28 protein-coding genes and 3 tRNA genes are annotated in these 25,312 nt (G+C 70.9%); 15 read left to right on the forward strand and 16 right to left on the reverse strand.

Going from position 1 to position 25,312, the window contains the following annotated elements; genetic code table 11:
• The first annotated feature begins 120 nt into the window (after nucleotides 1-120).
• From ABZ887_RS08930 to ABZ887_RS08940, 3 genes are all read left to right on the forward strand, one after another.
• Nucleotides 121-648 (forward strand): hypothetical protein, encoded by a 528-nt coding sequence (locus ABZ887_RS08930; RefSeq protein WP_361284876.1) that lies wholly within the window; start codon nucleotides 121-123, stop codon nucleotides 646-648.
• Nucleotides 649-704: 56 nt separating this feature from the next.
• Complete coding sequence (gene tadA / locus ABZ887_RS08935) at nucleotides 705-1,136, forward strand: tRNA adenosine(34) deaminase TadA (RefSeq protein ID WP_361284879.1); 432 nt, start codon at nucleotides 705-707, stop codon at nucleotides 1,134-1,136.
• A gap of 77 nt (nucleotides 1,137-1,213) precedes the next feature.
• Nucleotides 1,214-1,298: transfer RNA gene (locus tag ABZ887_RS08940), tRNA-Ser, on the forward strand.
• Between the two features lie 97 nt (nucleotides 1,299-1,395).
• On the opposite strand, the gene ABZ887_RS08945 is transcribed toward ABZ887_RS08940, so the two are convergent.
• A complete protein-coding gene (locus ABZ887_RS08945; RefSeq protein ID WP_361284882.1) occupies nucleotides 1,396-1,599 on the reverse strand; it encodes a PLDc N-terminal domain-containing protein in 204 nt (67 codons plus the stop codon).
• Nucleotides 1,600-1,801: 202 nt separating this feature from the next.
• Between ABZ887_RS08945 and ABZ887_RS08950 the strand changes: the two genes are divergently transcribed.
• The 5 genes from ABZ887_RS08950 (at nucleotide 1,802) to ABZ887_RS08970 (ending at nucleotide 5,465) form a co-directional block, all read left to right on the forward strand.
• Nucleotides 1,802-1,978, forward strand: coding sequence for a hypothetical protein (locus tag ABZ887_RS08950; RefSeq protein WP_351706364.1), 177 nt, complete (start codon nucleotides 1,802-1,804; stop codon nucleotides 1,976-1,978).
• Nucleotides 1,979-1,995: 17 nt separating this feature from the next.
• Entirely contained in the window at nucleotides 1,996-2,289 is a 294-nt protein-coding gene (locus ABZ887_RS08955) for a Dabb family protein (protein WP_361284885.1), read from the forward strand.
• Nucleotides 2,290-2,474: 185 nt separating this feature from the next.
• Entirely contained in the window at nucleotides 2,475-3,371 is an 897-nt protein-coding gene (locus ABZ887_RS08960) for an RNA polymerase sigma factor SigF (protein ID WP_361285767.1), read from the forward strand.
• A 340-nt stretch (nucleotides 3,372-3,711) separates the two neighbouring features.
• On the forward strand, nucleotides 3,712-4,638 hold the full coding sequence (locus ABZ887_RS08965; RefSeq protein WP_361284888.1) for an RNA polymerase sigma factor SigF: 927 nt from the start codon (nucleotides 3,712-3,714) through the stop codon (nucleotides 4,636-4,638).
• 272 nt (nucleotides 4,639-4,910) lie between these two features.
• Nucleotides 4,911-5,465, forward strand: a complete 555-nt coding sequence (locus ABZ887_RS08970) for a hypothetical protein (protein ID WP_361284891.1) — start codon at nucleotides 4,911-4,913, stop codon at nucleotides 5,463-5,465.
• A 109-nt stretch (nucleotides 5,466-5,574) separates the two neighbouring features.
• Here the strand turns inward: ABZ887_RS08970 and ABZ887_RS08975 are convergent, their stop codons facing one another.
• Complete coding sequence (locus tag ABZ887_RS08975; protein ID WP_361284894.1) at nucleotides 5,575-5,781, reverse strand: hypothetical protein; 207 nt, start codon at nucleotides 5,779-5,781, stop codon at nucleotides 5,575-5,577.
• 205 nt (nucleotides 5,782-5,986) lie between these two features.
• On the opposite strand from ABZ887_RS08975, the gene ABZ887_RS08980 reads away from it, so the two are divergent.
• From ABZ887_RS08980 to ABZ887_RS08990, 3 genes are all read left to right on the forward strand, one after another.
• Nucleotides 5,987-6,598: a MarR family transcriptional regulator gene (locus ABZ887_RS08980; protein WP_361284897.1), complete on the forward strand. Its 612-nt coding sequence runs from the start codon at nucleotides 5,987-5,989 to the stop codon at nucleotides 6,596-6,598.
• Nucleotides 6,599-6,618: 20 nt separating this feature from the next.
• Entirely contained in the window at nucleotides 6,619-9,177 is a 2,559-nt protein-coding gene (locus ABZ887_RS08985; protein WP_361284900.1) for an MFS transporter, read from the forward strand.
• 153 nt (nucleotides 9,178-9,330) lie between these two features.
• Nucleotides 9,331-10,152 carry a YceI family protein gene (locus ABZ887_RS08990; RefSeq protein ID WP_361284903.1) on the forward strand — a complete coding sequence of 274 codons (822 nt, stop codon included), beginning with the start codon at nucleotides 9,331-9,333 and terminating at the stop codon, nucleotides 10,150-10,152.
• Between the two features lie 22 nt (nucleotides 10,153-10,174).
• Here ABZ887_RS08990 and ABZ887_RS08995 read toward each other — a convergent pair whose 3' ends face one another.
• The gene (locus ABZ887_RS08995; RefSeq protein WP_361284906.1) at nucleotides 10,175-10,654 is read right to left on the reverse strand and encodes a TetR/AcrR family transcriptional regulator C-terminal domain-containing protein; all 480 of its coding nucleotides are present in this window, start codon (nucleotides 10,652-10,654) and stop codon (nucleotides 10,175-10,177) included.
• Between ABZ887_RS08995 and ABZ887_RS09000 the strand changes: the two genes are divergently transcribed.
• Nucleotides 10,626-11,501 (forward strand): NAD(P)-dependent alcohol dehydrogenase, encoded by an 876-nt coding sequence (locus tag ABZ887_RS09000; RefSeq protein ID WP_361284909.1) that lies wholly within the window; start codon nucleotides 10,626-10,628, stop codon nucleotides 11,499-11,501. The genes ABZ887_RS08995 and ABZ887_RS09000 overlap by 29 nt on opposite strands.
• Nucleotides 11,502-11,555: 54 nt before the next feature.
• Entirely contained in the window at nucleotides 11,556-12,029 is a 474-nt protein-coding gene (locus ABZ887_RS09005) for a PPOX class F420-dependent oxidoreductase (protein WP_361284912.1), read from the forward strand.
• 126 nt (nucleotides 12,030-12,155) lie between these two features.
• Here the strand turns inward: ABZ887_RS09005 and ABZ887_RS09010 are convergent, their stop codons facing one another.
• The 7 genes from ABZ887_RS09010 to ABZ887_RS09040 form a co-directional block, all read right to left on the reverse strand.
• Nucleotides 12,156-12,890, reverse strand: coding sequence for a TetR/AcrR family transcriptional regulator (locus tag ABZ887_RS09010; protein WP_361284915.1), 735 nt, complete (start codon nucleotides 12,888-12,890; stop codon nucleotides 12,156-12,158).
• A gap of 130 nt (nucleotides 12,891-13,020) precedes the next feature.
• Complete coding sequence (locus tag ABZ887_RS09015) at nucleotides 13,021-14,403, reverse strand: MFS transporter (protein WP_361284918.1); 1,383 nt, start codon at nucleotides 14,401-14,403, stop codon at nucleotides 13,021-13,023.
• A 154-nt stretch (nucleotides 14,404-14,557) separates the two neighbouring features.
• Nucleotides 14,558-16,852, reverse strand: a complete 2,295-nt coding sequence (locus ABZ887_RS09020) for a glycosyltransferase family 39 protein (protein ID WP_361284921.1) — start codon at nucleotides 16,850-16,852, stop codon at nucleotides 14,558-14,560.
• Nucleotides 16,849-18,369 (reverse strand): bifunctional glycosyltransferase family 2/GtrA family protein, encoded by a 1,521-nt coding sequence (locus ABZ887_RS09025; protein WP_361284924.1) that lies wholly within the window; start codon nucleotides 18,367-18,369, stop codon nucleotides 16,849-16,851. Before ABZ887_RS09025 ends, ABZ887_RS09020 begins: the two co-directional genes overlap by 4 nt.
• Nucleotides 18,370-18,383: 14 nt before the next feature.
• Nucleotides 18,384-20,066, reverse strand: coding sequence for a HAMP domain-containing sensor histidine kinase (locus ABZ887_RS09030; protein ID WP_361284927.1), 1,683 nt, complete (start codon nucleotides 20,064-20,066; stop codon nucleotides 18,384-18,386).
• Complete coding sequence (locus tag ABZ887_RS09035; protein WP_150134013.1) at nucleotides 20,063-20,803, reverse strand: response regulator transcription factor; 741 nt, start codon at nucleotides 20,801-20,803, stop codon at nucleotides 20,063-20,065. Before ABZ887_RS09035 ends, ABZ887_RS09030 begins: the two co-directional genes overlap by 4 nt.
• Nucleotides 20,804-21,068: 265 nt before the next feature.
• Nucleotides 21,069-21,986 (reverse strand): DUF2797 domain-containing protein, encoded by a 918-nt coding sequence (locus ABZ887_RS09040; RefSeq protein WP_361284930.1) that lies wholly within the window; start codon nucleotides 21,984-21,986, stop codon nucleotides 21,069-21,071.
• Here ABZ887_RS09040 and ABZ887_RS09045 point away from each other — a divergent pair.
• Complete coding sequence (locus tag ABZ887_RS09045; RefSeq protein WP_361284933.1) at nucleotides 21,986-22,126, forward strand: hypothetical protein; 141 nt, start codon at nucleotides 21,986-21,988, stop codon at nucleotides 22,124-22,126. The two genes, ABZ887_RS09040 and ABZ887_RS09045, sit on opposite strands and share 1 nt — an antisense overlap.
• Here ABZ887_RS09045 and ABZ887_RS09050 read toward each other — a convergent pair whose 3' ends face one another.
• Nucleotides 22,127-22,495, reverse strand: a complete 369-nt coding sequence (locus ABZ887_RS09050; RefSeq protein ID WP_361284936.1) for an HGxxPAAW family protein — start codon at nucleotides 22,493-22,495, stop codon at nucleotides 22,127-22,129.
• A gap of 172 nt (nucleotides 22,496-22,667) precedes the next feature.
• On the opposite strand from ABZ887_RS09050, the gene ABZ887_RS09055 reads away from it, so the two are divergent.
• A complete protein-coding gene (locus ABZ887_RS09055) occupies nucleotides 22,668-23,159 on the forward strand; it encodes a MarR family transcriptional regulator (RefSeq protein WP_361284939.1) in 492 nt (163 codons plus the stop codon).
• 42 nt (nucleotides 23,160-23,201) lie between these two features.
• On the opposite strand, the gene ABZ887_RS09060 is transcribed toward ABZ887_RS09055, so the two are convergent.
• The 5 genes from ABZ887_RS09060 to ABZ887_RS09080 form a co-directional block, all read right to left on the reverse strand.
• Nucleotides 23,202-23,729 carry a YcxB family protein gene (locus ABZ887_RS09060; protein ID WP_361284942.1) on the reverse strand — a complete coding sequence of 176 codons (528 nt, stop codon included), beginning with the start codon at nucleotides 23,727-23,729 and terminating at the stop codon, nucleotides 23,202-23,204.
• Between the two features lie 82 nt (nucleotides 23,730-23,811).
• Nucleotides 23,812-24,015 carry a hypothetical protein gene (locus ABZ887_RS09065; RefSeq protein WP_361284945.1) on the reverse strand — a complete coding sequence of 68 codons (204 nt, stop codon included), beginning with the start codon at nucleotides 24,013-24,015 and terminating at the stop codon, nucleotides 23,812-23,814.
• Between the two features lie 200 nt (nucleotides 24,016-24,215).
• On the reverse strand, nucleotides 24,216-24,536 hold the full coding sequence (locus ABZ887_RS09070) for a GYD domain-containing protein (RefSeq protein WP_361284948.1): 321 nt from the start codon (nucleotides 24,534-24,536) through the stop codon (nucleotides 24,216-24,218).
• Nucleotides 24,537-24,730: 194 nt separating this feature from the next.
• Nucleotides 24,731-24,803: transfer RNA gene (locus ABZ887_RS09075), tRNA-Arg, on the reverse strand.
• 291 nt (nucleotides 24,804-25,094) lie between these two features.
• Nucleotides 25,095-25,185 (reverse strand) — tRNA-Ser (locus tag ABZ887_RS09080).
• Nucleotides 25,186-25,312 lie beyond the last annotated feature (127 nt).

Here is a 25,312-nt window from a genome sequence, read left to right on the forward strand (position 1 = left end):
GAACGCCTTGTTTCTGCCACGATTCCGAGTGGGTGGGGCTCGGAGCACAGCTCTCCCCGCCCAGAACCTCCGCCGGGGGGACCCCCAACCGGCACGCCTAAGACCAGTGGGAGAGTCACGGTGTACTTCGCCGCACTGCTCGCGCGCACCGAAGACGGGTGGGAAGCGAGCGACACAGAGCTCGACGATGTGGAGACCCTGTCGGACCTGGCCGACCTGGCCCGGGAATCGGCCTCGGAGGCCGACGACACGGTGCTCGTCTTCATCGAGCAGGAAGACGCGTGGTTCGGTGTCGTACGCGTCGACGGGGAGGAGGACCCGCGGGTCTTCGTCTCCAACGCCGCCGCCGCCGCCCGCAGCTCGTACGGGGAGCTCCTGCTCACCGACGAACTGCTCGGAAGGGAGCCCAAGGACGAATCCGACGACCTGGACGACCTCGACCTCGACGGCACCGAGGACGGTGAGCCGGAGGCCGAGGAGGACGACGACGCGGACGGCTCCGCCGTGCCGGCCGGCCCGGTCGGCGACGCCGCGATCCTGGACGACCTGGGCGTGAGCCCGAAGGAGCTGCTGTCCCTGGACGAGGACGCGCTCGGCGAGATCGCCGAGGCCCTGGGCGCCTCCGACGTCCTGGAGACCGTCCGCTGACCCTCCACGAGGCACCCGGGTCCCCCGACCCGGTACGCGACCGCTGGCGGGCCGCGATGCGGCTCGCCCTGGACGAGGCCGGCCGTGCCGTCCCGGGCGGGGACGTCCCCGTCGGCGCCGTCGTACTGTCCCCGGACGGTACGACGGTCCTCGCGGCCGGGCACAACGAACGCGAGGCGACCGGCGACCCCACCGCGCACGCCGAGGTCCTCGCCCTGCGCCGGGCCGCCGCGGCGCTCGGGGAGTGGCGGCTCACCGGCTGCACCCTGGTCGTGACGCTGGAGCCCTGCACGATGTGCGCCGGCGCACTGGTGCAGTCCCGGGTGGACCGGGTCGTCTACGGCGCCCGCGACGAGAAGGCCGGCGCCGCGGGGTCCCTCTGGGACGTCGTCCGCGACCGGCGCCTGAACCACCGCCCCGAGGTCGTCGAGGGTGTCCTGGCGGACGAGTCCGCCCGCCTCCTCACGGACTTCTTCCGCACCCGCTGAACCGGCTCGCGGGGGCCTGCCCCGGCCCCCGAATACCGATTTCAGAGCACGGCCCCCCGTGCTGTAAGGTCTCCCTCGGTAGCGTGTCCGAGCGGCCGAAGGAGCTCGCCTCGAAAGCGAGTGTGGCGCAAGTCACCGAGGGTTCAAATCCCTCCGCTACCGCTGTCGCGTGAAGGGCGGCTCCGCATCGGAGCCGCCCTTCACGCCGTTACGACACCCGGTCCGACCAGTTCCTGTCGGCCTCGGCCCCGGTCTGGGCCTAGGCCGAGGGCTCGGGGCGCTTGCCCGCGTAGTTCCAGACGAGGGCTCCGAAGACCGGGGCGTGGAACATGAACAGCAGCCAGAGCCACTTCGGGACGTACCTGACCCGCTCCGCCGGGGTGCGGACGCAGTCGAGCAGCGCCGCCACCACGAGCATGATCAGCAGGGCCACGAGTACGAAGGCCATCGTCGTCATCAGCATCTGCGCTCTCCTTCTCGACTCCGGCTGCCCCGGGTCCGCCTGTGTTCTCTCGGCCCTTCATCGGAGCGGCCCCCGCGATCGGTTCACGCTTCGGGGCATCGGAGAAAAAAATCCGGCATCCATCGCGCCGTTGGTCATACAAAACGATCGGAGGGTTACACTCGCGCCCGGCACACGGGGGAACAGACAGGGGAGAGGCCAGGTGGCGGTGAACGCCAAGAAGATCGCCGTCTACGTGCTCGTGATCTTCGCGCTCTACGTGATCATCACGGACCCGCCCAAGGCGGCGGACTGGGTCCAGATAGTCTTCCAAGGCATATCGGACGCCGCGAAGGCCGTCGGAGACTTCTTCACCTGGCTGGCCGACGGGGCGAAGTAGACGCACCGGGAGTACCCATGATCCGCCACCTGGTCCTCTTCAAGCTCAACGAGGGCGTCGAGCGCGACGATCCGCGCGCCGTCGCGGGCGCCGAGGCCTTCTTCGCCCTCGGCGACCAGATCGAGGAGCTGCACTCCTGGGAGTGCGGCTGGAACATCACGGACCGCCCCATCGCCTACGACTTCGCGATCAACTCGGCGGTCGAGAACGGGGACGCGCTGAAGCGGTACATCGAGCACCCGGCTCACCAGGCGGCCGCGGCCCAGTGGCGGGAGTTCGCCACGTGGGTGATCGCCGACTACGACTTCTGAGCCGTACGGCCGCTGCCGGATCCCGAGCCCCTCGCCTGCGACGGCGGGGGGCTTTGCTGCGCCTTATGCCTCAACTTGCCAGTATTAATACCCAACACGACGTTATGAGGTGCTTGCACACAGTGCACATGTCTTGTGATGCTATGACCGCTTTTGACGGATGATTGACCGATGAAGAGGTGGCGTTGACCGTGTCGGCCAGTTCTGCGCCGCCCCAGGAAGAGGCGCCCGCCCCCGCTCAGACCCCCGCCCCCGCCCAGCCCCTCGCCCAGACCGCCGCTGCTCCGGCCCAAGCCGACGCCCCCGCCCCGGAGAAGCGGCGGGGCGCCGACACCCGGGCGCTGACCCAGGTGCTCTTCGGCCAGCTGAAGGAGCTCAGGCCGGGCACGCCGGAGCACAACCGGGTGCGCGCGGCGCTCATCGAGGCGAACCTCCCGCTCGTGCGCTACGCGGCCGCCCGCTTCCGCTCCCGCAACGAGCCGATGGAAGACGTCGTCCAGGTCGGCACCATCGGCCTCATCAACGCCATCGACCGCTTCGACCCGGACCGGGGCGTGCAGTTCCCGACCTTCGCGATGCCGACCGTCGTCGGCGAGATCAAGCGCTACTTCCGGGACAACGTCCGCACCGTGCACGTCCCGCGCCGGCTGCACGAGCTGTGGGTCCAGGTCAACAGCGCGACCGAGGACCTGACCACCTCCTTCGGCCGCTCCCCCTCCACCGCCGAGATCGCCGAGCGGCTGCGGATCAGCGAGGAGGAGGTGCTCTCCTGCATCGAGGCCGGCCGGTCGTACCACGCGACCTCCCTGGAGGCCGCACAGGAGGGCGACGGCCTGCCCGGTCTCCTCGACCGCATCGGCTACGAGGACCCGGCCCTGGACGGCGTGGAACACCGCGACCTGGTCCGCCACCTGCTCGTCCAACTCCCCGAGCGGGAGCAGCGGATCCTCCTGCTGCGCTACTACAGCAACCTCACCCAGTCGCAGATCAGCGCGGAGCTCGGCGTCTCCCAGATGCACGTCTCCCGCCTCCTCGCCCGCAGCTTCCAGCGCCTGCGCTCGGCGAACCGCATCGAGGCCTGAACCCGGTCCGGGCCCCCGCCGCCGGTGCCGTTACCGGTCCGAGACCCGCCCCCGGCGACTTGGCACGGCCGTAACCGCAAACAGGATCGAGCCATCACCGGCGAGAGCGAATCGCTCACCAGCGCACTTCCCGACAGTTGAGGGGCGAAAAAGCGTCAGACCCCCTTCTTCCAGGGCGGATTCACATCTCGCATGTCGACATGTCACTACAGCGTGTTGCCGACATGTGACATTCTGCCGGAAGCGCGTTTGCCGGGGCTCCGGCTCCGGTATTCAGGTGAAGGCATCGTTCCTAGCAGGGAACACCGCCGCGACCGTCCCGCGACCCAAAGGGGGTGGCATGTCCGCAGACCAGGGCAGCTCGAAGGTGCTCACGCCCACGAACAGCGAGGCAGCGCCCAAGGAGCTCGACGCCATCGACGTGCTCGACAGCATCGACGGCACCATCGACGGCGCTCCCGCGCTGGAGGCTCCTCCGGCCCCGGAGCTCCCGGGCGCCTCGGCGAACCTCGACACCCGCACCCTGTCCCGCTCCCTGTTCCTGCGCCTTGCCGCACTCGACGAGGAGAGCCCCGAGCGTGCCTACGTCCGGGACACCCTGATCGAACTCAACCTCCCCCTGGTGCGCTACGCCGCGGCCCGCTTCCGCAGCCGCAACGAGCCCATGGAGGACATCGTCCAGGTCGGCACCATCGGCCTGATCAAGGCGATCGACCGCTTCGACTGCGAACGGGGCGTGGAGTTCCCGACGTTCGCGATGCCGACGGTCGTGGGCGAGATCAAGCGCTTCTTCCGGGACACCTCGTGGTCGGTGCGCGTCCCGCGCCGCCTCCAGGAACTGCGCCTGGCCCTCACCAAGGCCAGCGACGAGCTCTCCCAGAAGCTGGACCGTTCCCCGACGGTGCCGGAGCTGGCGGCCGTCCTGGGCGTCTCCGAGGAGGACGTGGTCGACGGCCTCGCCGTCGGCAACGCGTACACCGCCTCCTCCCTCGACTCCCCGGCCCCCGAGGACGACGGCGGCGAGGGCTCCCTGGCCGACCGCCTCGGCTACGAGGACACGGCCCTGGAGGGCGTCGAGTACCGCGAGTCGCTCAAGCCGCTGCTCGCCAAGCTCCCGCCGCGCGAGCGCCGGATCATCATGCTCCGCTTCTTCGCGAACATGACCCAGTCCCAGATCGGCGAGGAGGTCGGCATCTCCCAGATGCACGTCTCCCGCCTGCTGACCCGCACCCTGGCCCAGCTCCGCGAGGGCCTGATCTCGGACTGAAGTCGTGCCTACGGGTTCCTTACTGACGGAGTGTCAGCCACACTGGCGCGATGCTTCTCCGTAGGACACCGAGGGCACCGCGGACTCCGAGGACACCACGGGCATCGAGGACATCGGGTGGCCGCCGAGGCGCCGTCACGGCAGCGTCGGCGGCCGCCGTCTGCCTGGCCTCGGCACTCACGGCGTGCGCGGGCGGCGGAGGCGGCGGCTATACGGCCGTAGGAGCGGCGGGCAGCACGGCAGGGACCTCGCCGACGCGACCGACGGGGTCGGTGACACTGGTCCCGCTGGACGGGACGAAGGGGACGGGCGGCGGTACGGCGGCAGCCGGATCGGTCGCGGCGGCCGGCGAGCCGACCGGCAGCGTCACCGGGTCCGGGTCCGCCGGATCCATCGGCGCGGGCAACTCCGCCGCCGGCTCGGCGACTTCGCCCTCCCGCCGCAACGGCACCCGGCCACCGGCCTCCGCCCCGGCAGCGCCCGACTCACCGCACCCCGGCGCCTCTTCGGCCTCGCCCGCACCCGCCGCCCTCGCCTGGTCCACCCCCACCCGCGCGGCCACGGACCGGCGGTGGTGCGAGAAGGTGACCGTGACCTTCACCAACTCGGGTGGCACGGCGGTCCGTTCCGGCACGGTCACCCTCGGCACGCACATCATCGACCTGCTGGGCATCGACTGGTCGACGATCACGTCGACGGAGGCCCTGCCGGCCCCGATCGCCGCCGGCTCCCGTACGGCCAGGACCTGGACGGTCTGCGTGGACGACTGGCGGGTCCCCCTGGGCATGCACGTCGAGACCCGGGTCGTGACGGTCGACTGGCGCTGAGCACGACGAAAGCCCGGGGCACCCGGCCCCGGGTTCTTCGTCGTACCGCCGCCTCGACCGCCGCCTCGACCGCCGGACCGGCCGCCGTGTCAGCCGCCAGGCAGCCGTATTACATGAGCGCGAGCCAGGCCACCGCCGCGACCACGACCACCACGGCGACGACGCCGAGGATCAGGCCGATGCGGGGGCCGGAGGAGGCGGCGTAGGTGGACGTCGTCTGCTGGGAGGTCTGCGGGGCCTCGTCGACGAACGCGCGGAACATCTGGGTGCTGCCGGCGGGGTCGTAGTTGCCCTGGGGGCCCTGGGTGTTAGCCATGGCCCGAGACACTAGCGAATCCGCGGGTGTCGCCCAAGTGGGGGGCCTCCCATGGACGCAAGCGACCCCACCTGCGTGTTTACGTCCGCAATACTTGCCTTTGCCAAGTTTTTATGCCCACCCTCACCGATTTATTTGCCTGTGGCAACCAAGCAGTTCTATGGTTGCCCCAAGCAACGAATACGGTCGTGAGGAGGTGTGCGTGATGGCGAGGCAGGCCCAGTTCGAGGAGCTGGCGCGGCAGCTCAGCGCCGTCGGGGCCGTCAAGAGGGACCTGGGGCGCATTCTGCCGCCCGAGTGCCCGACCGGCTCCGCGGCCGTGCTGACACTGCTCGGCCGCTACGGCTCCATGCGCATGAGCAAGCTCGCCGAGCTGCTCGCCGTGGACATGTCCGTGACCAGCCGGCACGTGGCGCACGTGGCCGAGCGCGGCTGGATCGAGCGCTCCGCCGACCCGGCGGACAAGCGCTCCCGCATCCTGCACCTCACCCCCGCGGGCGAGGCGACCCTCGTGGACCTGTCCCGGCGCAGCACCCGGCTGCTCGCCGAACGGCTCGGCGACTGGAGCGACGAGGAGGTCGACCAGCTGATCCGGCTGATGACCCGGCTCCGGGACAGCTTCGGCGACTGCCGGGCCACGGCTCCCCATCCCCGGTCCGCCGCCGACCCGGCATCGGCCCCGGGCCCCCACCGGGCCACGGCCGACGTCCTGGACAAGGCCAGGGACAAGGCCATGGCGAAAGCCACGGCCGCCTCCGCCGCCCGCGCGCCCACCACCCCCGTACTCGAACCGACGACCACCCGTACACCCGCATAAGACGTAAGAAAAGGAAGCTCATGGCAACGACCACACCAGCCGGTGTGCGGGCTCACGCCAAGCACGGGGGAGGCGGCTCCGGCAGCTCCGTCGAGCAGGCCCCGATGTCCCACCGGCAGATCATGGAGGCCCTCACCGGCCTCCTGCTCGGCATGTTCGTGGCGATCCTGTCCTCCACGATCGTCACCAACGCCCTGCCGCACATCATCGGCGACCTCGGCGGCGGCCAGTCCGCCTACACCTGGGTCGTCACCGCCTCGCTGCTGGCCATGACGGCCACCACCCCGCTGTGGGGCAAGCTCTCCGACCTTTACAGCAAGAAGGCGCTCGTCCAGATAGCCCTGGTCATCTACGTCGCGGGCTCCATGGTCGCCGGTCTGTCGCAGAACCCCGGCATGCTGATCGCCTGCCGTGTCGTCCAGGGCATCGGCGTCGGCGGTCTGTCGGCGCTCGCCCAGATCGTCATGGCAGCGATGATCTCGCCGCGGGAGCGCGGCCGTTACTCCGGCTACCTGGGCGCGACCTTCGCCGTCGCCACCGTCGGCGGCCCGCTGCTCGGCGGTGTCATCACCGACACCTCGTGGCTGGGCTGGCGCTGGTGCTTCTACGTCGGCGTCCCCTTCGCCGTCATCGCGCTGATCGTGCTGCAGAAGACCCTGCACCTGCCGGTCGTGAAGCGGGACGTCAAGGTCGACTGGGCCGGCGCCTTCTTCGTCGCCGCCGCCGTGTCGCTGCTGCTGCTCTGGGTCACCTTCGCCGGTGACAAGTACGACTGGATCTCCTGGCAGACGTACGCGATGGTCGGCGGTTCGATCGTCCTCGGGCTGATCTTCGTCCTGGTCGAGTCGAAGGCCGCGGAACCGATCATCCCGCTGCGGCTGTTCCGCAACCGCACCATCACCCTGGCCTCGCTGGCCTCCCTGTTCGTCGGTGTCGCGATGTTCACCGGCACGGTGTTCTTCAGCCAGTACTTCCAGCTGGCCCGCGACAAGTCCCCGACGATGTCCGGTGTGCTGACGATCCCGATGATCGGCGGTCTGTTCATCTCCTCCACCGTCTCGGGTCAGTTCATCACCCGCACCGGACGCTGGAAGGGCTGGCTGGTCAGCGGCGGCGTGCTGGTGACGGCGGGCCTCGGCCTGCTCGGCACCATCCGCTACGACACGGCGTACTGGAAGATGTCGATCTTCATGGCGCTGATGGGTCTCGGCATCGGCATGATGATGCAGAACCTGGTGCTCTGCACGCAGAACCAGGTCTCCCCCGCCGACCTCGGCTCGGCCAGCTCCACGGTCACCTTCTTCCGGTCCCTCGGCGGTGCGGTCGGCGTCTCGGCGCTGGGCGCGGTGATGGCCAACCGGATCACGCACTACATCACGGACGGCATCGCCTCCCTCTCCCCCAAGTACCAGGCGGCCCTGGCCGGTTCCAGCTCGTCCACCGACAGCATCCCGGACCTGGGCAAGTACCCGGCCCCGATCCGCAACCTCGTCGAGAGCGCCTACGGCCACGCCATCGCCGACGTCTTCCTGATCGCCGGTGGCCTCGCGGCACTCGCGTTCCTGATCAGCCTGTTCATCAAGGAGGTCCCGCTGCGGACCAAGGGCGGGCTCGCCCAGGCCGCCGAGGGCGAGACCGCGGGCAGCCCGGAGACCGTGCCCGCCGCCGTCGCCGCGGTGCCGGCTCCCGCGGGGGAGCAGCAGGTCCCCAGCTGGGCCGCCCCGGTCGTGAGCAGCAGCACGGAGGCCGCGCCGGAAGCCACCCGGCAGTTCGCCGCCGTGGCCACCATCGCCGGCCCCGAGCAGTCGGCGGGTTCCGCCGGCACCCCGGTGCACGGTTTCGTGCGCGGTGCCGAGAGCGCCCCGGTCGGGCAGGCCGCGGTCACCCTCATCTCGCTGTCCGGCCGCCAGCTGGGCCGCTCGGTCGCGGGCTTCGACGGCTCCTACCGGCTGGACGCGCCCGGCGCGGGGTCGTACGTGCTGATCGCCTCCGCCGACGGCTACCAGCCGCAGGCCGCCACGGTCGTGGTGGGCGAGGAGCCGGTGCCCTATGACATCTTGCTGAGCGGCACCAGCGGCCTGAGCGGCGTCGTCCGCGGCGCCGGCAGCGCGCTCCCCGTCAAGGACGCGATGGTGATCGTCACCGACGTGCGCGGTGACCTGCTGGCCACCGCGGCCACCGGTGAGCAGGGCGACTTCCGCTTCGGCGAGCTGGTGCCGGGTGTCGTCACGGTCGCCGTGAACGCGGCCGGCTACCGGCCCCGCGCGGTCCCGGTCGAGATCGGCGCCACCGGGGTCACCCGGATCGAGGTCGACCTGGACGCCGGTGCCCAGCTCCAGGGTGTCGTACGGGCCCCGCACGGCCCGCTGGCGGACGCCCGCGTGACCCTCGTGGACGCGGCGGGCAACGTGGTCGGCACCTCCACCACCGGCCTGGACGGCGCGTACGCCTTCGCCGACCTGGACGGCGGCGACTACACCGTGATCGCGACGGGCTACCCGCCGGTCGCCACGGCCCTGAACGTCACCGGCGCCGGTGTCGACGGCCACGACATCGAACTCTCCCACCCGGGCGAGTAGTCCGTACTCCGGCCCGTGGCGGGCGCGCCCACAAGGAGGCGCCCGCCACGGGCCGGTCCCATGAGGCCAATTTGTAATCGTCTGACTGTCGGACCGCATGAATGTCCGAGTGCCCGAATGTCTGATGTCTGAGTGTTCGCAGGGAGAAACGGGATGGGACTGACCGCGAGGATCCGCACCCGGGACGGATGGGCCGTGTCGCACGCGGTCGTCACGGTGACCGACATGACCGGCACGCAGGTGCTGCGCGCCGAGGCCGACGACGAGGGCACGGTACGGGACCCGAACCCGCTGGCACCCGGCGCGTACACCGTCATCGTCACGGCCGTGGGCTACGCGCCCGCCGCCGCCAGCGCCATCGTCACCGCGAGCGGCCGCGCCGAGGTCGGCACGGTCACCCTGGCGCGGCAGGGCGGCACCGAACTGCCCCCGCCCGGCCCGTGGACGGTGGACCCCGCGCACTCCACCGTGGGCGCGGTCGCCCAGCACCTGGGCATCTCCAGCGTCCGCGGCCGCTTCACGGACTTCGGCGCGGGGATCGAGATCGCCCCCGACGACGTCACCAAGTCCCGCGTCCACGCCGTGATCCGCGCCGCCTCCATCGACACCGGCAACGGCATGCGCGACACCCACCTGCGCTCCGCCGACTTCCTGGACGTCGAACGCCACCCCGAGATCACCTACTTCTCGACGGGCCTGACCGCGACCGGCTCCGACCGCTGGACGGTCCACGGCGAGCTCTCGCTGCACGGTGTCGTACGACCGGTCGACCTCACCCTCTCCTACCTCGGCACCGGCGCCGACCCGTGGGGCGGCACGCGCGCCGCGTTCCGCGCGACGACCGAACTGCACCGCGAGGACTTCGCCATGAACTACAACCAGGTCGTCCAGGCGGGCATCGCCGCGATCGGCACCACACTGAAGGTGGAGCTGGAGATCCAGGCCGTACAGGGCGAGTCGCTGCCACAGGCGTGAACGGTGACCCGGTACCGGCTCGTCAGCCCGCCGCCTGCTGGAGGCCGTCGAGGATGAGGTCCAGGCCGAACGCGAACTCGTCGCCGTAGGCGTATCCGGGACGCATGACGTGAGCGGTCGCGATCTCGGTCAGGTACGGGTACTCGCCCTCGCCGAAACCGCTCATGATGGACTCCGCCAGCTCGGCGGTCTGCTCCGGGGTGTCGAAGGGCAGGGTCTTCTCCTGCTGGGCGAACCCGTAGATGTAGCTGTCCAGGACCGAGACGGCGTGCGCGGTCAGGGCGAGGGAGAACCCGCCCTGCCGCAGGCAGCCGAGAACGGCTTCGTGGTGGCGCAGGGTGGCCGGGCCCGGGGTGGACCGTGACTCCATCAGCCCGATCGCCCAGCGGTGACGGGACAGCGCACGGCGCATGGAGAAGGCCCGCTGCCGCATCGCCGGCCGCCAGTCGTCCCCCGGCGAGGTGCTGGTTCGGGTGCGCGCCTCCAGCGTCGACCGGGGCACCTGGCACCTGATGGCCGGCCTGCCGTACGCGGTCCGGCCCGTGAGCGGGCTGCGCGGGCCGAAGCTCCCCAACCCCGGCCGCAACATCGCCGGTGTCGTCGAGGCGGTCGGCTCCGGCGTGACGGGTTTCGCGCCCGGCGACGAGGTCTACGGCACGGCTGCCGCCGCGTTCGCCGAATACGCCGCCGCCCGGGCCGACAGGATCGCCCCCAAGCCTGCCGGACTCACCTTCGAGGAGGCGGCGACGGTACCCGTCAGCGCGCTCACCGCGCTCCAGGCGGTTCGCGACAAGGGCCGTGTGCAGGAGGGGCAGCAGGTCCTGATCACGGGAGCCGCCGGCGGCGTGGGCACCTTCGCCGTCCAACTCGCCCGGGCCTTCGGCGCCCGGGTCACGGCCGTCGCGAGCACTCCCAAGCTCGACGCCGTACGGGCGCTGGGCGCCGACCACGTGATCGACTACACGCGCGAGGACTTCCTCGCCGGCCCGCACCGCTACGACGCCATCGTCGACATCGCGGGCAACCGCCGTCTGCGGGACCTGCGTCGGGCCCTCACCCCCCGTGGCAGGCTGGTCATCACCGGCGGCGAGACGGACGGCCGCTGGCTCGGCGGCACCGACCGGCAGCTCCGCGCCCAGCTGCTGTCCCCGTTCACCGGCCGGCACCTGGGCACCTTCATCGCCTCCGAGCACGCCGACGGACTCCGCGACCTGACCGCTCTCATCGACACGGGCGCGCTCCGCCCTGTCGTGGACCGTGTCCATCCCCTCGCCGAGACCGCCGCGGCCGTCCGGCACCTGCTCGACGGCCGCGTCACGGGCAAGCTGGCGCTCGCGCACAGAACATGAACATGAGCCCGGCAGGGACAGGCTGAGCGCGCGCCGCGGCCCTAGGCTGACGCCATGGCACCGAACATCGCGACGAACACCACCGTCTCCCTCGACGAACTGCTGGACTTCGTACGACCCCGCCACCGCGCGATCCTGCTCACCCGGCGCGCCGACGGCAGCCCGCAGGGGTCGCCGCTGACCTGCGGGGTCGACGACTCCGGGCGCATCGTCGCCTCCACGTACCCCGAGCGGGCGAAGACACGGAACGCGAAGCGGGACGAGCGGGTCAGCGTGATCGTCCTGAGCGACGACTGGAACGGGCCGTGGGTGCAGGTCGACGGACGGGCCGAGGTGATCGACTCTCCCGAGTCGGTGGAGCCGCTGGTGGAGTACTACCGGAACATCGCCGGGGAGCACCCGGACTGGGACGAGTACCGGGCGGCGATGGTGAAGCAGGGGAAGTCGATCATCAGGGTGACGCCGGAGAAGTGGGGGCCGGTGGCCACCGGGGGGTTTCCGGCGCGGTTGGCTTCGCCGGACGCGTGAGGGGGAGGGCCGCGCGCCTGCGAGCTCGGGGGTGCGTCGCCGTTCGCGGGTGCGGGTTCACTGCGGCTGGTCGCGCCCACGCGGCGGAGCCGCAGATCGAACACAGCCCCGCGCCCCTGGGTGGGACTAGGCGCCCTTCGCCACCATCGCATCGATGCCTGCGATCAGCAGGTCCAGGGCGAAGGTGAAGTCCCTGTCCAGCATCTCGGCGACGGTGTCTCCGCCCCGCGCCGCCATGAGGTCCCTGGACTCCTCGATGATCCTCGCCGTGTCCGGGACCTCCGTCACGGCGTCCATCGCGGAGTTGAAGTACTCGTCCTGGGTCATGCCGGCCGCTGCCACGCGCTCGGCGAAGTGGCCCTCGATCGTGCCGTAGCCGTAGACGAACTGGAAGACGGCCGAGATCGCGCCGGTCACCCCGTGTGCGGGCAGGCCGGCGCGGCGGACCACCTGCTGGACCACCCGGGAGAAGGCGAGCGAGTGGGGGCCGATGTTCAGGTAGCGGCCGGCCAGCGGGGAGAGCCAGGGGTGGCGGACCAGCAGGGCGCGGTACTCCGTGGCCAGCGCCCGCAGTTGCTCCCGCCAGTCGCCGACGGCGGCATCGGGCAGGGAGAGCTCGCCGAAGGCCGCGTCGAGGGCGAGTTCGAGCAGGTCGTCCTTGGTGTCGACGTACCAGTACACGGACATCGCGGTCACGTTGAGCTCGGCCGCCAGCCGCCGCATGGAGAACTTGTCCAGCCCGTCGGAGTCGAGCAGCCGGACGGTGGCGGAGGTGATACGGGCCCGGTCGAGCCCGGACGGCTGACCACTGCGCCCGCCCTTGCCGACCTTCTCCTCCAGCCACACACTGGCCCGCGCCATAGACACACCTTCCTCACGCCCACTTCTTAAAGATGCTAAGACCGCAACGCCCTGCTTTTAGGGGCGCGAGGAACTGCGCGACCAGCCACAATCCACGCGCACCCGCCGCTGGACATGTACCCCCTCCCCCTCACGCGACATTCTTCTCCGCCTTCCTGAGAAGCCCCGCAGCCACGATCCCCCCGGCCACCACCGCGACCGCCCCCACCAACTGCCCCGCCCCCAGCCCGTCCGACAACGACCTCCCCGAGGCCACCGAAGAGCTCAGCACCGCGCCCAGCACGGCCACCCCCAACCCGTTCCCGAACTCCGCGAGCGTGCCGTTGATCCCGGCGCCCACCCCGGCCTTCTCCGGAGGAATCGCGCTCATGATGGCGTGCGCCATCGCCGGGTTGGCGATCGCGCACCCCGCGCCGATCAGCAGCAGCCCGAGCAGCGTGCCGCCGTAGCCGTTCGAGTCGAGTACGGCGATGGACACCAGGCCCAGCGACATCAGCAGCATGCCGAGCGCGATCGCGACCGGTGTCCCCAGGCGCGTCGCCCACCTGGCCGACAGGCCGCTGAAGTTGAGGGCGACGACCGTCAGCGCGAGCGGCGCCGTCCGCAGACCCGCCTCCAACGCGCCGTAGCCGAGGACGAGTTGCAGGTGCTGGGTGAGCAGGAACAGCGCTCCGCCCATGCCGAAGGTGATGAGCACAGCACCGGCGACGGCACCCGTGAAGCGGCGGTCCCTGAAGAAGTGCGGGTCGAGCATGGGATACGGGATCCGGTTCTCCCAGTACGCGAAGAGGCTCAGCGTCAGCGCCGCCACGGCGGCCGGGCCCAGCACCCGCGCCGAGGTCCAGCCGTGCTCCGGGCCGGAGATGATCGCGAAGACCAGCGCGGCCATGCCGACCGTGGAGAGCAGCGCGCCGGGCAGGTCGGGGCGGTCGCCCCGGGGGTTCTTCGACTCGGGGACCAGGGCGATGACGGCCGCCAGGGCCAGTGCCGCCACCGGGAGGTTGACCAGGAAGATCGCGCCCCACCAGAAGTGGTTGAGCATGAACCCGCCGATCAGCGGTCCGGCGGCGAAGCCCAGCGCGTTGACGGCGCTCCAGATGCCGATGGCCCTGGGGTGCTCCTCGGGGGTGAAGATCTGCATCGCCACGGCGAGCGTGGTCGTCAGGAGGAGTGCGCCTCCTACGCCCATGCCGGCCCGCGCCGCCACCAGCTGCCCGGTCGAATCGGCCAGGCCCGCGGCCAGCGAACCCGCGCCGAACAGGACCAGGCCCGCGATCAGCATCTTCTTGCGGCCGTAGCGGTCGGCCGCGCTGCCCGCCGTGAGCAGCAGGCCGGACTGGACGAGCGAGTACGCGTTGATCATCCACTGGATGTCGGCGGTGGCCGCGTGCAGCTCCCGGGTGAGGGAGGGGATGGCCACGTTGAGGACGGTGTTGTCGAGCAGCACGGTGAGCTGTGCGAGACAGATGACACCGAGGATCAGCCAGCGCTGGGGGTGGCCCTGAGAAGTCATATTGTACACCGTAAAGCAGTTCCTATACGGCGTACAACGCGGTTCTTCTCGGCACCGCCGGCGCACCCGGCACACCCGGCCCTCTCGGCCCTCTCGGCAACGGCAAAGGGCGGTGACCGGGGAGGTCACCGCCCTTGCGCCGCTCAGGAGTCGGTCAGCTGCTGCTCGCCTTCTGTGTGAGGTCGTAGAAGGTGGACGAACCCACCGTCACCTTCTTGAAGTTCTTCTCGACCCACGAGCTGATCTGCGAGGACGTGCCGCTGCTGCTGCCGCCCATGCCGCCGCCTCCGGTGCCGGAGGAGATGAAGTAGTGGATCTTGCCGTCGGCCACGTACTTCTCGAACTGGGCCAGCGTCGGGGACGGGTCGGTGCCGTTGAAGCCGCCGATCGCCATCACCGCGTCGCCGGTGGAGAGCTGGTAGCTCGCCGCGTTCTGGGCGCCGATGGCCGCCGCGACCCAGGTGTACTGGGAGGAGTTCTTCTGCAGCAGCGCCTTCGCCTCGGAGCTGACGGTCGCGCCGTTCAGCAGACCGCCGGCGCCACCGCCCATACCGCCGCCCATGCCACCGGCCTCGCTCGTGCCGTTGCCGCCCGGGAAGCCGCCGGTGCCGTTCTGCGTGGTGCCGTTGCCGCCCTGCTGGTTCTGGCCCGGCATACCGCCCCCGAAGCCACCGGTACCGCCGGTGCCGCCGCCCGGGAAGCCGCCCGTGCCGTTCTGGCCCTGGCCCGGCGTGGTGCCGGTGCCGCCCTGCTGGTTCTGGCCGAAGCCACCGCCGTTGCCGGTGCCGCCCCGGCCGCCGCCGGGACCGCCACCGCCGCCGAAGCCCATCGAGCTGGCGCCGGCCGGACCGGCCGTCGGGATGGAGCCGGTGTGCGCGGAGCTCACGGTGGAGAGGGTGTACGCCGTCGGGCCCGCCAGCGCGGCCACCAGGCCGACCGCGGCCGCACCGAGGGCGAGCTGCCGCGAGATCCGGCCCGCGAAGATCAGGCCGAGCGCGGCGGCCAGACCGCCGATCAGGACCAGGTACTTCAGCCAGGGCAGGTAGGTGGAGGTGCGGTCGAGGAGGACGTAACCCCAGACCGCGGCCGAGACCACGGCGGTGGCGAGGGTGATCGACGCCCACAGCTCGGCGCGCTTCTCCCAGAGCAGACCCGCGCCCATGCCGACCACGGCGGCGATGTAGGGGGCGAGGGCGACCGTGTAGTACTGGTGGAAGATGCCCGCCATGTAGCTGAACACGATCATGGTCATCAGCAGCGAGCCGCCCCAGACCAGGAACGACGCCCGGGTCACCGAGGTCCGCTTCAGCCTGCGGGTGGCCACCAGACCGGCGACCAGGAGGATCAGCGCGGCCGGGATCAGCCAGGAGATCTGGCTGCCGATCTCGTCGTTGAACATCCGGCTCCAGCCGGTCGCGCCCCAGCGGCCGGAGCCGGTGCCGCCGCCACCGCCGCCGACGCTGCCGGTCTCGTCGCCGCTGATGCGGCCGAGGCCGTTGTAGCCGAAGGTCAGCGACAGGAAGCTGTTGTCCTGCGAACCACCGATGTAGGGGCGGGAGGAGGCCGGCCACAGCTCGACGATCGCCACCCACCAGCCGCCGGCGACGACCAGCGCGCCGGTCGCCAGGGCCAGCTGGCCGATCCGCTTCTTCCACGTGTGCGGGCCGACGGCCGCGTACACGAACGCCAGCGCCGGCAGGATCAGGAAGGCCTGGAGGGTCTTGGCGAGGAAGGCGAAGCCGATCGCCACGCCCGCCCACACCAGCCACTTCGTACGCCCGTCCTCGACCGCGCGGACCACGAAGTAGCAGGCCAGCGCCATCAGCAGGGCCAGCATCGCGTCCGGGTTGTTGAACCGGAACATCAGCGCGGCGACGGGGGTGAGCGCGAGCACGGCGCCCGCGATCAGACCGGCCGCGGGGCTGAAGCGGCGGCGTACGGAGGCGTAGACGACGGCGACCGTGCCGACGCCCATGAGGACCTCGGGGCCGAGGATCGTCCAGGAGTTCAGGCCGAAGATCCGGGCCGCGATCTCCATCGGCCACATGAACGCCGAGGGCTTGTCGACGGTGATCGCGTTGCCCGCGTCCAGCGAGCCGAAGAACATCGCCTTCCAGCTCTTGGTGCCCGCCTGGACGGCGGCCGAGTAGAAGGAGTTGGAGTAGCCGTTGACGCTCAGGTTGTAGAAGTACAGCACCGCGGTGACGAGCAGCAGGCCGAAGAAGGCCGGGCGCGCCCAGCGGGGGTCCTCGGGCCGGCCGCGCCACAGTCTCCGTACGAAGGGCTGCTTGGGCTCACCCGCCCCGGGGGCCGGGGCCGTTGCCGGTGCGACGGCCTGGGCGTCCGGCACGTCCGATGCGTCCGGTGCGTGCTGCGGCTGCGGGGGAGCCGTGGGAGGTGCGGTCGGGGGCGGGCCCCACTGGGCCGTGTGGTCGGTGTCGGTGCTCATCGGGGGTCCCCCGGCTCGGTGTCGTGGGGGCGCACCGGCTGCAACTGCATGGTGCTGTCCCTCCAGGTGCCGTCCGCGGCTTCACCGGCGCGGAACTGGGTGGTCGTGGTCGTGGTGCCGTTCTGCGTGTACGGCTGGTGCGCCGGGCGCTGCGGGAGCGGGCCCTGGGGCTGGTACGGCTGCTGGTACGGCTGGAATCCGCCGGTCGGGTACGTCGAGGACGACGGGTTGTGCGTGGCCACCACCGTGGACGGGGTCGACTCCGGCCGGCCGGTGCCGTCGCGGTCCGGGAAGACCCAGGCGCGGAAGAGCAGGAAGCGCAGGACGGTCGCGGCGAGGTTGGCGGCGATCAGCACCGCCAGCTCGGTCGAGTGCGCGGGGTCGCTGGTCGCCGCGTTCAGGGCGGCGAGGGAACCACTGGTGAGCGCGAGGCCGATACCGAAGACGACCAGGCCCTGCGCCTGGTGCCGGACCGCCCCGCCCCGGCCGCGCACCCCGAAGGTGAGGCGCCGGTTGGCGGCCGTGTTCGCCACCGCCGACACCAGCAGCGCGAGCGCGTTGGCTGTCTGCGAACCGGAGAACTCCCGGAAGAGGCTGTAGAGGACCAGGTAGAAGAGGGTCGACAGGCCGCCGACCACGCAGAACCCGACGAGCTGGCGGGCCAGGCCCTTCGGCACGTCCTGGATGTCGCGGTCGCGCGGGTCGTCGCCGAACGGGCGGGCGACCCGGTCCAGCGGCAGCGAACCGGTGGCCAGGGCCTTGCCGACCCGCCACACGCCCTTGAGGTCCTCGGTCGCCGTCTTCACGATGTGCACGGTCGAGTTCGGGTCGTCGACCCAGTCGACCGGCACCTCGTGGATGCGCAGACCCGCGCGCTCGGCGATCACCAGCATCTCGGTGTCGAAGAACCAGCCGGTGTCCTCGACCATCGGCAGCAGCACCTGGGCGACATCGCGGCGGATCGCCTTGAAGCCGCACTGCGCGTCCGAGAAGCGGGCCTGCAGCGAGCCGCGCAGGATCAGGTTGTACGAGCGGCTGATGAACTCCCGCTTGGCGCCGCGCACCACGCGCGACGAGCGGGCCAGCCGGGAACCGATCGCCAGGTCGGAGTGGCCGGAGATGAGCGGCGCCACCAGCGGCAGCAGCGCGTTCAGGTCGGTCGACAGGTCGACGTCCATGTACGCGAGGATCGGCGCGTCCGAGGCCGACCAGACGGTCCGCAGCGCCCGGCCGCGGCCCTTCTGCTCCAGCCGGAACGACTTCACCTCGGCGATCTCCGCCTCGAGCTGCTTCGCCACCTGGGGGGTGGTGTCCGTGGACGCGTTGTCCGCGATGGTGATGCGGTACGCGTACGGGAACGTGCGCTTGAGGTGCTCATGCAGTCTGAGGACGCATGGGCCGAGGTCCTTCTCCTCGTTGTAGACGGGGATCACTACGTCCAGGACAGGCGTACCGGCGTTACCGGCCGGGAGGTGCTCCCGCGCCGGCAACGTGCCGGGAGAAGAGTCGGTTCGCATGGCATCGACTCTCGTCAAGCGCCCTGTTGCACCCATGTGGTGGCACTGTGCTGTGCCTGTGAGTGCGATTGCCAGTTCGTTTCGGGCGCGGGCTGCGGGGCCGCCGGGGCAAGCGCCGGCAGATACAGCGTGAACACCGTGCGACCCGGAACACTGTCCACGGTCACGGCACCGCCGTGTGCGGACGCAACCGCCTGCACGATGGCGAGCCCGAGACCCGTGGAACCCGTGGACCGCGACCGCGCGGAGTCGCCGCGCGCGAACCGCTCGAAGACGTGCGGCAGCAGGTCCGGCGGGATGCCCTGCCCGTTGTCCTCGACGTCCACGCACATCCAGGGCCCGCGGCGCTGGATGCGCGCGGTGACCGTGGTGCCCGGCGGGGTGTGCTTGCGCGCGTTGCCGAGGAGGTTGATCAGCACCTGCTGGATCCGGGCGGCGTCGGCGGCGACCAGCGCCGGCTCGTCGGGCAGGTCGAGGCGCCAGTTGTGGTCCATGCCGGCGGCCCGCGTGTCGCTGATCGTGTCGACGACGAGCGGGATGAGGTCGGTGTGCTCGAACTGCAGCGGACGCCCCGCGTCCAGCCGGGCGAGCAGCAGCAGGTCCTCGACCAGGAGGGTCATGCGGCCCGCCTCCGACTCGATACGGCCGAGGGCGTGCCGGGTGTCGGGCCCGACCTGCTCCCGTCCGCGCCGGGTGAGTTCGGCGTACCCGCGGATGGAGGCGAGCGGGGTCCGCAGCTCGTGACTCGCGTCGGCGACGAACTGCCGTACCCGCATCTCGCTCTGCTGGCGGGCGTGCAGGGCGCCGTGCACGTGGTTGAGCATCCGGTTCAGCGCCGCGCCGACCTGGCCGACCTCGGTGTGCGGATCGCACTCGGTGTCGGGCACCCGCTCGCTGAGGTTCACCTCTCCGGTGTGGAGGGTGAGTTCGGAGACGCGGGTGGCGGTGGTGGCGACCCGGCGCAGGGGACGGGTGGCGACGCCGACGATGACGGTGCCGGCGAGGGTGGCGGCGATCAGGCCGGAGACGGTGAGGCTGATCTCGACGATGATCAGGGTGTTGATGGTGCCGTCGGCGTCGGAGGTCGGGATACCGACGTAGAAGGTGCCCTTGTTGCCCTTGACGTACTGGACCTTGTAGGTGCCGAGGCCGGGGATGTCGACCGTGTGCGGCTTCTGGTCCTGGGCGACGGAACCGATCACCTTGAGCTGGGCCTCGTTCAGGGTCCCTGGGCTCATCTGGGTGTAGCCGGCGGAGATGTTCTTCTTGATGCCGACCTTGCCGCTGGTGACCGACCCGTTCTCGACCGTGGCCGCGATGGTCTTCTGCGGCTGGGGACCGTGGGCGACGAAGTCGTCGAGGGTGTTCGACGGATTGATCCCCGTGTCGCTGTCGCCGGCGCCAGAAGTGGAGTTGCCGGTGCCGGAACTGGAGCTACCGGCGCCGGGGAGGGCACTGCGGTTGCCCTTGCCGTCGGGACCGCCGAGCGGTCCGCCCGACAGGCGAGCGGCGGCCTCCTTCAGAGAGCCGTCCAGCTGCCCGTACAGGTGGTCGCGCAGCACCAGGGTCGTGACGGTCCCGATCACCGCGCAGACCACGGCGATCAGCGTCACGGACACGACGACGAGCCGGGTCCGCAGGGTGCGCGGTTTTCCCGCTCGTCGTTTCTGCGTACGCGGCCGCCGTCGCCCGCTCATGAGGCGGCTGGCTTGATCAGATAGCCGGCGCCACGCCGGGTGTGGATCATCGGCTCACGGCCGGCGTCGATCTTCCGTCGCAGGTACGAGATATAGAGCTCGACCACATTGGCCTGCCCGCCGAAGTCGTACGACCACACACGGTCGAGTATCTGGGCCTTGCTGAGCACGCGCCGCGGGTTGCGCATCAGGAAGCGCAGCAGCTCGAACTCGGTGGCGGTGAGGTGGATCGACTCCCCGGCCCGCGAGACCTCGTGGCTGTCCTCGTCCAGGGTGAGGTCACCGACGACGAGCACGGAGTCGGACCGCCGGTCGGCCGCACCGGAGCGGCGGATGAGCCCGCGCAGCCGGGCCACGACCTCTTCGAGGCTGAAGGGTTTGGTGACGTAGTCGTCGCCACCCGCGGTGAGCCCCGCGATCCGGTCCTCGACCGCGTCCTTCGCGGTCAGGAACAGCACCGGCACGTCCGGCAGTTCGCGCCGCAGGCGCCCCAGCACGGTGAGGCCGTCCATGTCGGGCAGCATCATGTCGAGGACGACGGCGTCGGGCCGGAACTCCCGGGCGGTCTGTATCGCGCCCTGCCCGTCACCGGCACTCCGGATCTGCCAGCCCTCGTAGCGGAGGGCCATGGAAAGGAGTTCGGTGATCGACAGCTCGTCGTCCACCACAAGCACTCGGACGGGGCTCCCGTCCGGCCTCAGCAGTTCGGTGCGCCCCTGGGGCGAGGTCGTGGTCATGGTGGACACCTTGTCCGGGTCCTCTGAGAACACGCTTTCACTAATCTGTGATTTCCCTAAGAAACACACAGGCGCCTCTCAGGGAACGCCTGGGAATCCCATCACGCGTGCATGAACTCGTGACCACGCTCGGGCCGAGCTGTGCGGATCATGTACGTCCGCTGCGCGCCCCGGCCCGTCGATGAGGTGCTGATGAGCCACCCATGAGCCGCTGATGAGAGCGTACCGACCCGGGGCGGGTCCCGCGCGGCGGAGCTCCCCGGGTTCAGAAGAGGCCGTCCTGGGGAGCCGCGAACTCCCTTATGGGCACTCTGACTTGCCCTTCCTCCCCGTCCCCGGCAACGGTCAGCTCCCAGCCGGGCAGCAAGCGCGTGTCAAGGACGACGACCCCGCGCCGGGTGGCGAGGTGCAGATCCGGCCCGGCCGCCGCGACCAGCTCGCCGCTCACCACGCCGCCCGGGACCAGCTCGGACACCTCACCGACGGCGGCGGACACCCCGTCCAGCCCGAACACCCCCACGTGATCGACGACTTGGCAGAGCTCCGGGACGAGCGACTCGGGCCAGCCGCCGAGCGCGACAGAAAGCGCGTGCAATTCCTTGATCTCGGCCGCCCGCTCGGCCGGGGTCGCCGGCAACAGGGCGCGCACGACGCGCTTCTCCCCGTACGGGATCCGGTCCGGCACCCGGAGCGCGGCCCGCAGCAGCTCCTCGGTCCGCCGGGCGGCCATCAGCGGCCCGGCGCCGAGCCAGCTGAAGCACACGGCACCCTGCTCCAACAGCCGGGCCGGGCCCCGCTCGACGGCCGTGATCCCCACCTTGACCATGCCGGGCCCGAACCACGCCAGATACACGTGGTACGGCCGGGGATCGTCGGCGACGGTGTCTGCGGCCACGGAGTGCGCCCGGTCCAGCCGCGCACACTCCTCGCACCGGGCGCCGGTGCTTCTGCCGGACACGGGTGCCCGGGTGGGGCAGGCATGCCCCCGCGCCCCCACGCACTCCCGGGCGCCCCCGCTGCCTGCGCTCCCGTCGGCGCCCCCGTCCACGTCCCCTTCAGCGACCGCGACCGCGAAGGCCACGCGCTTCCCCCGGACGAGCGGACTGCGCCGCCCACCGCTCCACACCAGCACGGGCCCGTCGTCCGACCACCGCAGCCCCGAGCATTTCCATACGTGTGCCATTGCTTACGAGGGTAGGGGGCGGCACTGACAACGAGGCCTGCGGCCGGGCCCGCGCCCACGCCCACGCCCAGGCCCAGGCCCAGGCCCGCGCCCACGCCTGGGCCCGTGCCCTCGTCCGGGGGATCGTCAGCCTCTTCTGATCAGCCGCCGGCCTCCGCGGTCGCCGGCTCCGCCTCGCCTGCGGCGGACACCGGCTGGAGCGCCGACGCGGTACGCCGCCCCCGGCCGGCCAGTCGGCAGGAGACGCATCCGGGGTGGCCGTCGCGGGCGCCGGTGTCCCGCACCCGGAGGGGCCACTGTGCGCGGGGCCGCGGGCCCGGCGGCTTTCCCCACCCCGCCAGATGCAGATACCAGGTGACCAGGACGCTCACGGCACACACCGCGAGCCCCGCGGCCAGGGCGGCGGCCGAGACCGTACACACGCCCAGTCCCAGCAGACCGCTTCCGGCGGTCGCGATCGCGGTACCGGTCCACCCTGCCACCGTGTGGCCTTCGTCGTGCTGACTCACGTACCCGTCTCCCCTTCATAGGCAGCGGAAACACACAGTCCGACGCGAGGGCGACTAGAATCCCTCACCGAGTAAGAAATTTACTACCCACACCTCTCACGCGCTAAGAGAATCTGTGGATCCGATCCGGGATTCCAGGCACTCGGTCATCTCGAACGAATCGGGAACGCACATGCACGGCAAGCCGCGACCGGCCGCCGACGCGGCCCGCGCGCTGTCCGCCATGGACCACCTCATCGCGGCCCATGTGATCGGACAGCAGGAGCTGGCCCGGCGGCTCGGGGTGAACGTCACGGACCTCACCTGCTTCGCCTTCGTCCTGGAGGCGGGCGACGACCTGCTCACCGCCGGCGATCTGGCCGCCCGCGCCCATGTGACGACGGGGGCCGTGACGGGCATCCTCAACCGCCTGGAACGCGCGGGCTACGTCACCCGCCGGCCCGACCCCGCCGACCGCCGCCGGGTCCGCGTCGCCGCGGTCCCGGAAGCCGTCACCCGGGTCGAGGCGGTGTACGCCGGCCACTACGCGCGCCTGACCGAGCTGTTCGCCGACTACGCCCCCGACGAACTCGCCACCCTCACGGACTGGTTCACCCGGGCCACCGCCCTGGCCCACGACTACTTGGAGAGGCTCAACGGGAACGACTCGGCGGAGCCCCGCTGAGCCCCGCTGAGCCCTGCTGAACCCTGCCGAACCGTCGGCCGGTCAGCGCCGCTTCAGGTTCCGGTCCAGGATCGCCCGGAGCCGCTCGACGTCCGCGCCGTCCCGTGCCCCTCTCTTGGGCAGTACCGCGAACGCGACCGCGCGATCGTTGCCCAGCAGCACGAAGATCCGGGGTGTCTCCAGGTACTCCCTGAACACCGTCCACTCGACGGTGCTGGACGCCTGCTCGCCGGTGAGGGCCGCGCCGTGGTCGTCGGCCACCATGCGGGTCTGCCCGTACGGCTCCATGAAGTCGGCCATCCCATGGGCCATGGCACGCGTCCTGCGCACCACTCCCCAGGAGATGACCGCCGCACCGAGTACCAGCGTGATGATCCCGACGGTCAGCCTGGTGCCGGTGAAGACCAAGGTGGCGACCACGGCGACGAGCGAGATCAGCGGCGCCAGGAACGTCTGGACCCGGCCCGCCGACGACCGCCGCGCCCGCGCCCAGAGCGCCTCGCGGAAGTCCGCAGCCGTCAGCCGGTAGCCGAACTCGACGGTCGCACCGCCCTCCATGTCCTGCCGCAAGAAATCCCACCCCTTGACGTGTCCACGAGCAGTGAGCCCAGCCATCGGAGCACCTGGGCACCGGCGGATCACCGAGGGCGTCTCAGCGCAACTCCTGCGGCTTCTGCGGCTTCTGCGACTCCTGCGGCTCCCGGCCGCGCGTGCGGCGCATGCTGCCCATGACTGCCACGAACACGGTCCCGGCGATGTCGATGCGGAAGGTCGACGCGTCGGGGAGACGGTGACGCCAGACCCAGTAGATCCCGATGGCCAGGGCGAGCCCGGCCAGGCAGGCAGCCCATGTCAACAGAGCTCTGGATGCGAACTGTCGGAGATCTCTGCCGGCGGCCATGGAGGCATGATGCAGCCACGCTGCCACGCCTGGCCAGAGCTGCGCGACTCCCAGGACCGCCCAGGAAGAGCGCGAGGATCCGCTGATCCCCGCGCTCCCCGTGCTCCCCGTGCCGTGCTCCCGCACGAGTCCGGCGCGCCCCACGCCGTCTCGACCTACGCGCCGGGAGGGCGGAAGGAGACCTGTCGGCGGGCGGCCTCGTCGATCTCGTCGATCGTGAGGAGGGGCGTGGCCCGGGTGCGGAGCGCGCCGCTCGCCTTGACGCTGAGGCTGACGGCGGCCATGGAGACCGTGTCGGGGAAGTCGAGGATGCCCACGAAGTCGTCCTCTCCGAAGGCGAAGTACATGGCCTCGACCGTCCCCCCGAGGCCGGCGACGACATGGTCGACGGCGGCACGCCGCCCACCTGCGCCTTCCTTGAGCAGGCCCTTCGCCCCTTCGGGTGTGTAGGTGGCCTGAATGAGGAACTTCGCCATAGGACGCTCCCTGCCCGTGATGTGTCCGGTGTGCAGAACGGCCTTCCCGCCGTTGCCCCGTAGGCCGATCAACGCACGGCTGGATTCACTCGTAAGCCGCATCGCTCCGCACGCGTCCGAGGAGGAGCAGGATCGCTGCCCCAGAACCGTGGAACGCAAAAGGCCCCGGATCTCTCCGGGGCCTTTCACCTGTGTGCACTCGGCAGGATTCGAACCTGCAACCTTCTGATCCGTAGTCAGATGCTCTATCCGTTAAGCTACGAGTGCTTGTTTTTTTGTATTTTGTCCCCGCTCCCGGCTCTTTCGACCCGCTCGCGGCGACAGGAAGAACATTACATGACTGCCGCCGCCATGTGAAATCCGTTAGGCGCACCCCTTGTGAGCTGCGGAAACGTTGTATCGGGTGGATCCGGTGGGCGGGGGTGGCCGCGGGTGCGGCGGGCCGTCGTGGCGTGGGTGGCGGGGTGGAGGTGGCGGGGTGGGGGTGTGCTGGCGGCAGGGGCATAAACGCGAATCAGGGAGCCCGGACCGAAATGGTCGGACTCCCTGATTGAGGTGCGGAGGCGGAGGGATTTGAACCCTCGATGGGCTTTAAGGCCCAAACCGCATTAGCAGTGCGGCGCCATAGACCGGACTAGGCGACGCCTCCAGCACAGCCGCCCGCGTGAGCGCGAGTGGTGCGTGCAGATGATGACACAGTCGAGCGTGCTGTCACCAATCGGCTCCCACGGTACTAGGCAGGCGGGCCGCAGGGCAAAGCCCTTCCCACGAGGCCC

Origin of the sequence: Streptomyces sp. NPDC047061 (genome assembly GCF_040643955.1) — a bacterium.
GTDB lineage: Bacteria > Actinomycetota > Actinomycetes > Streptomycetales > Streptomycetaceae > Streptomyces.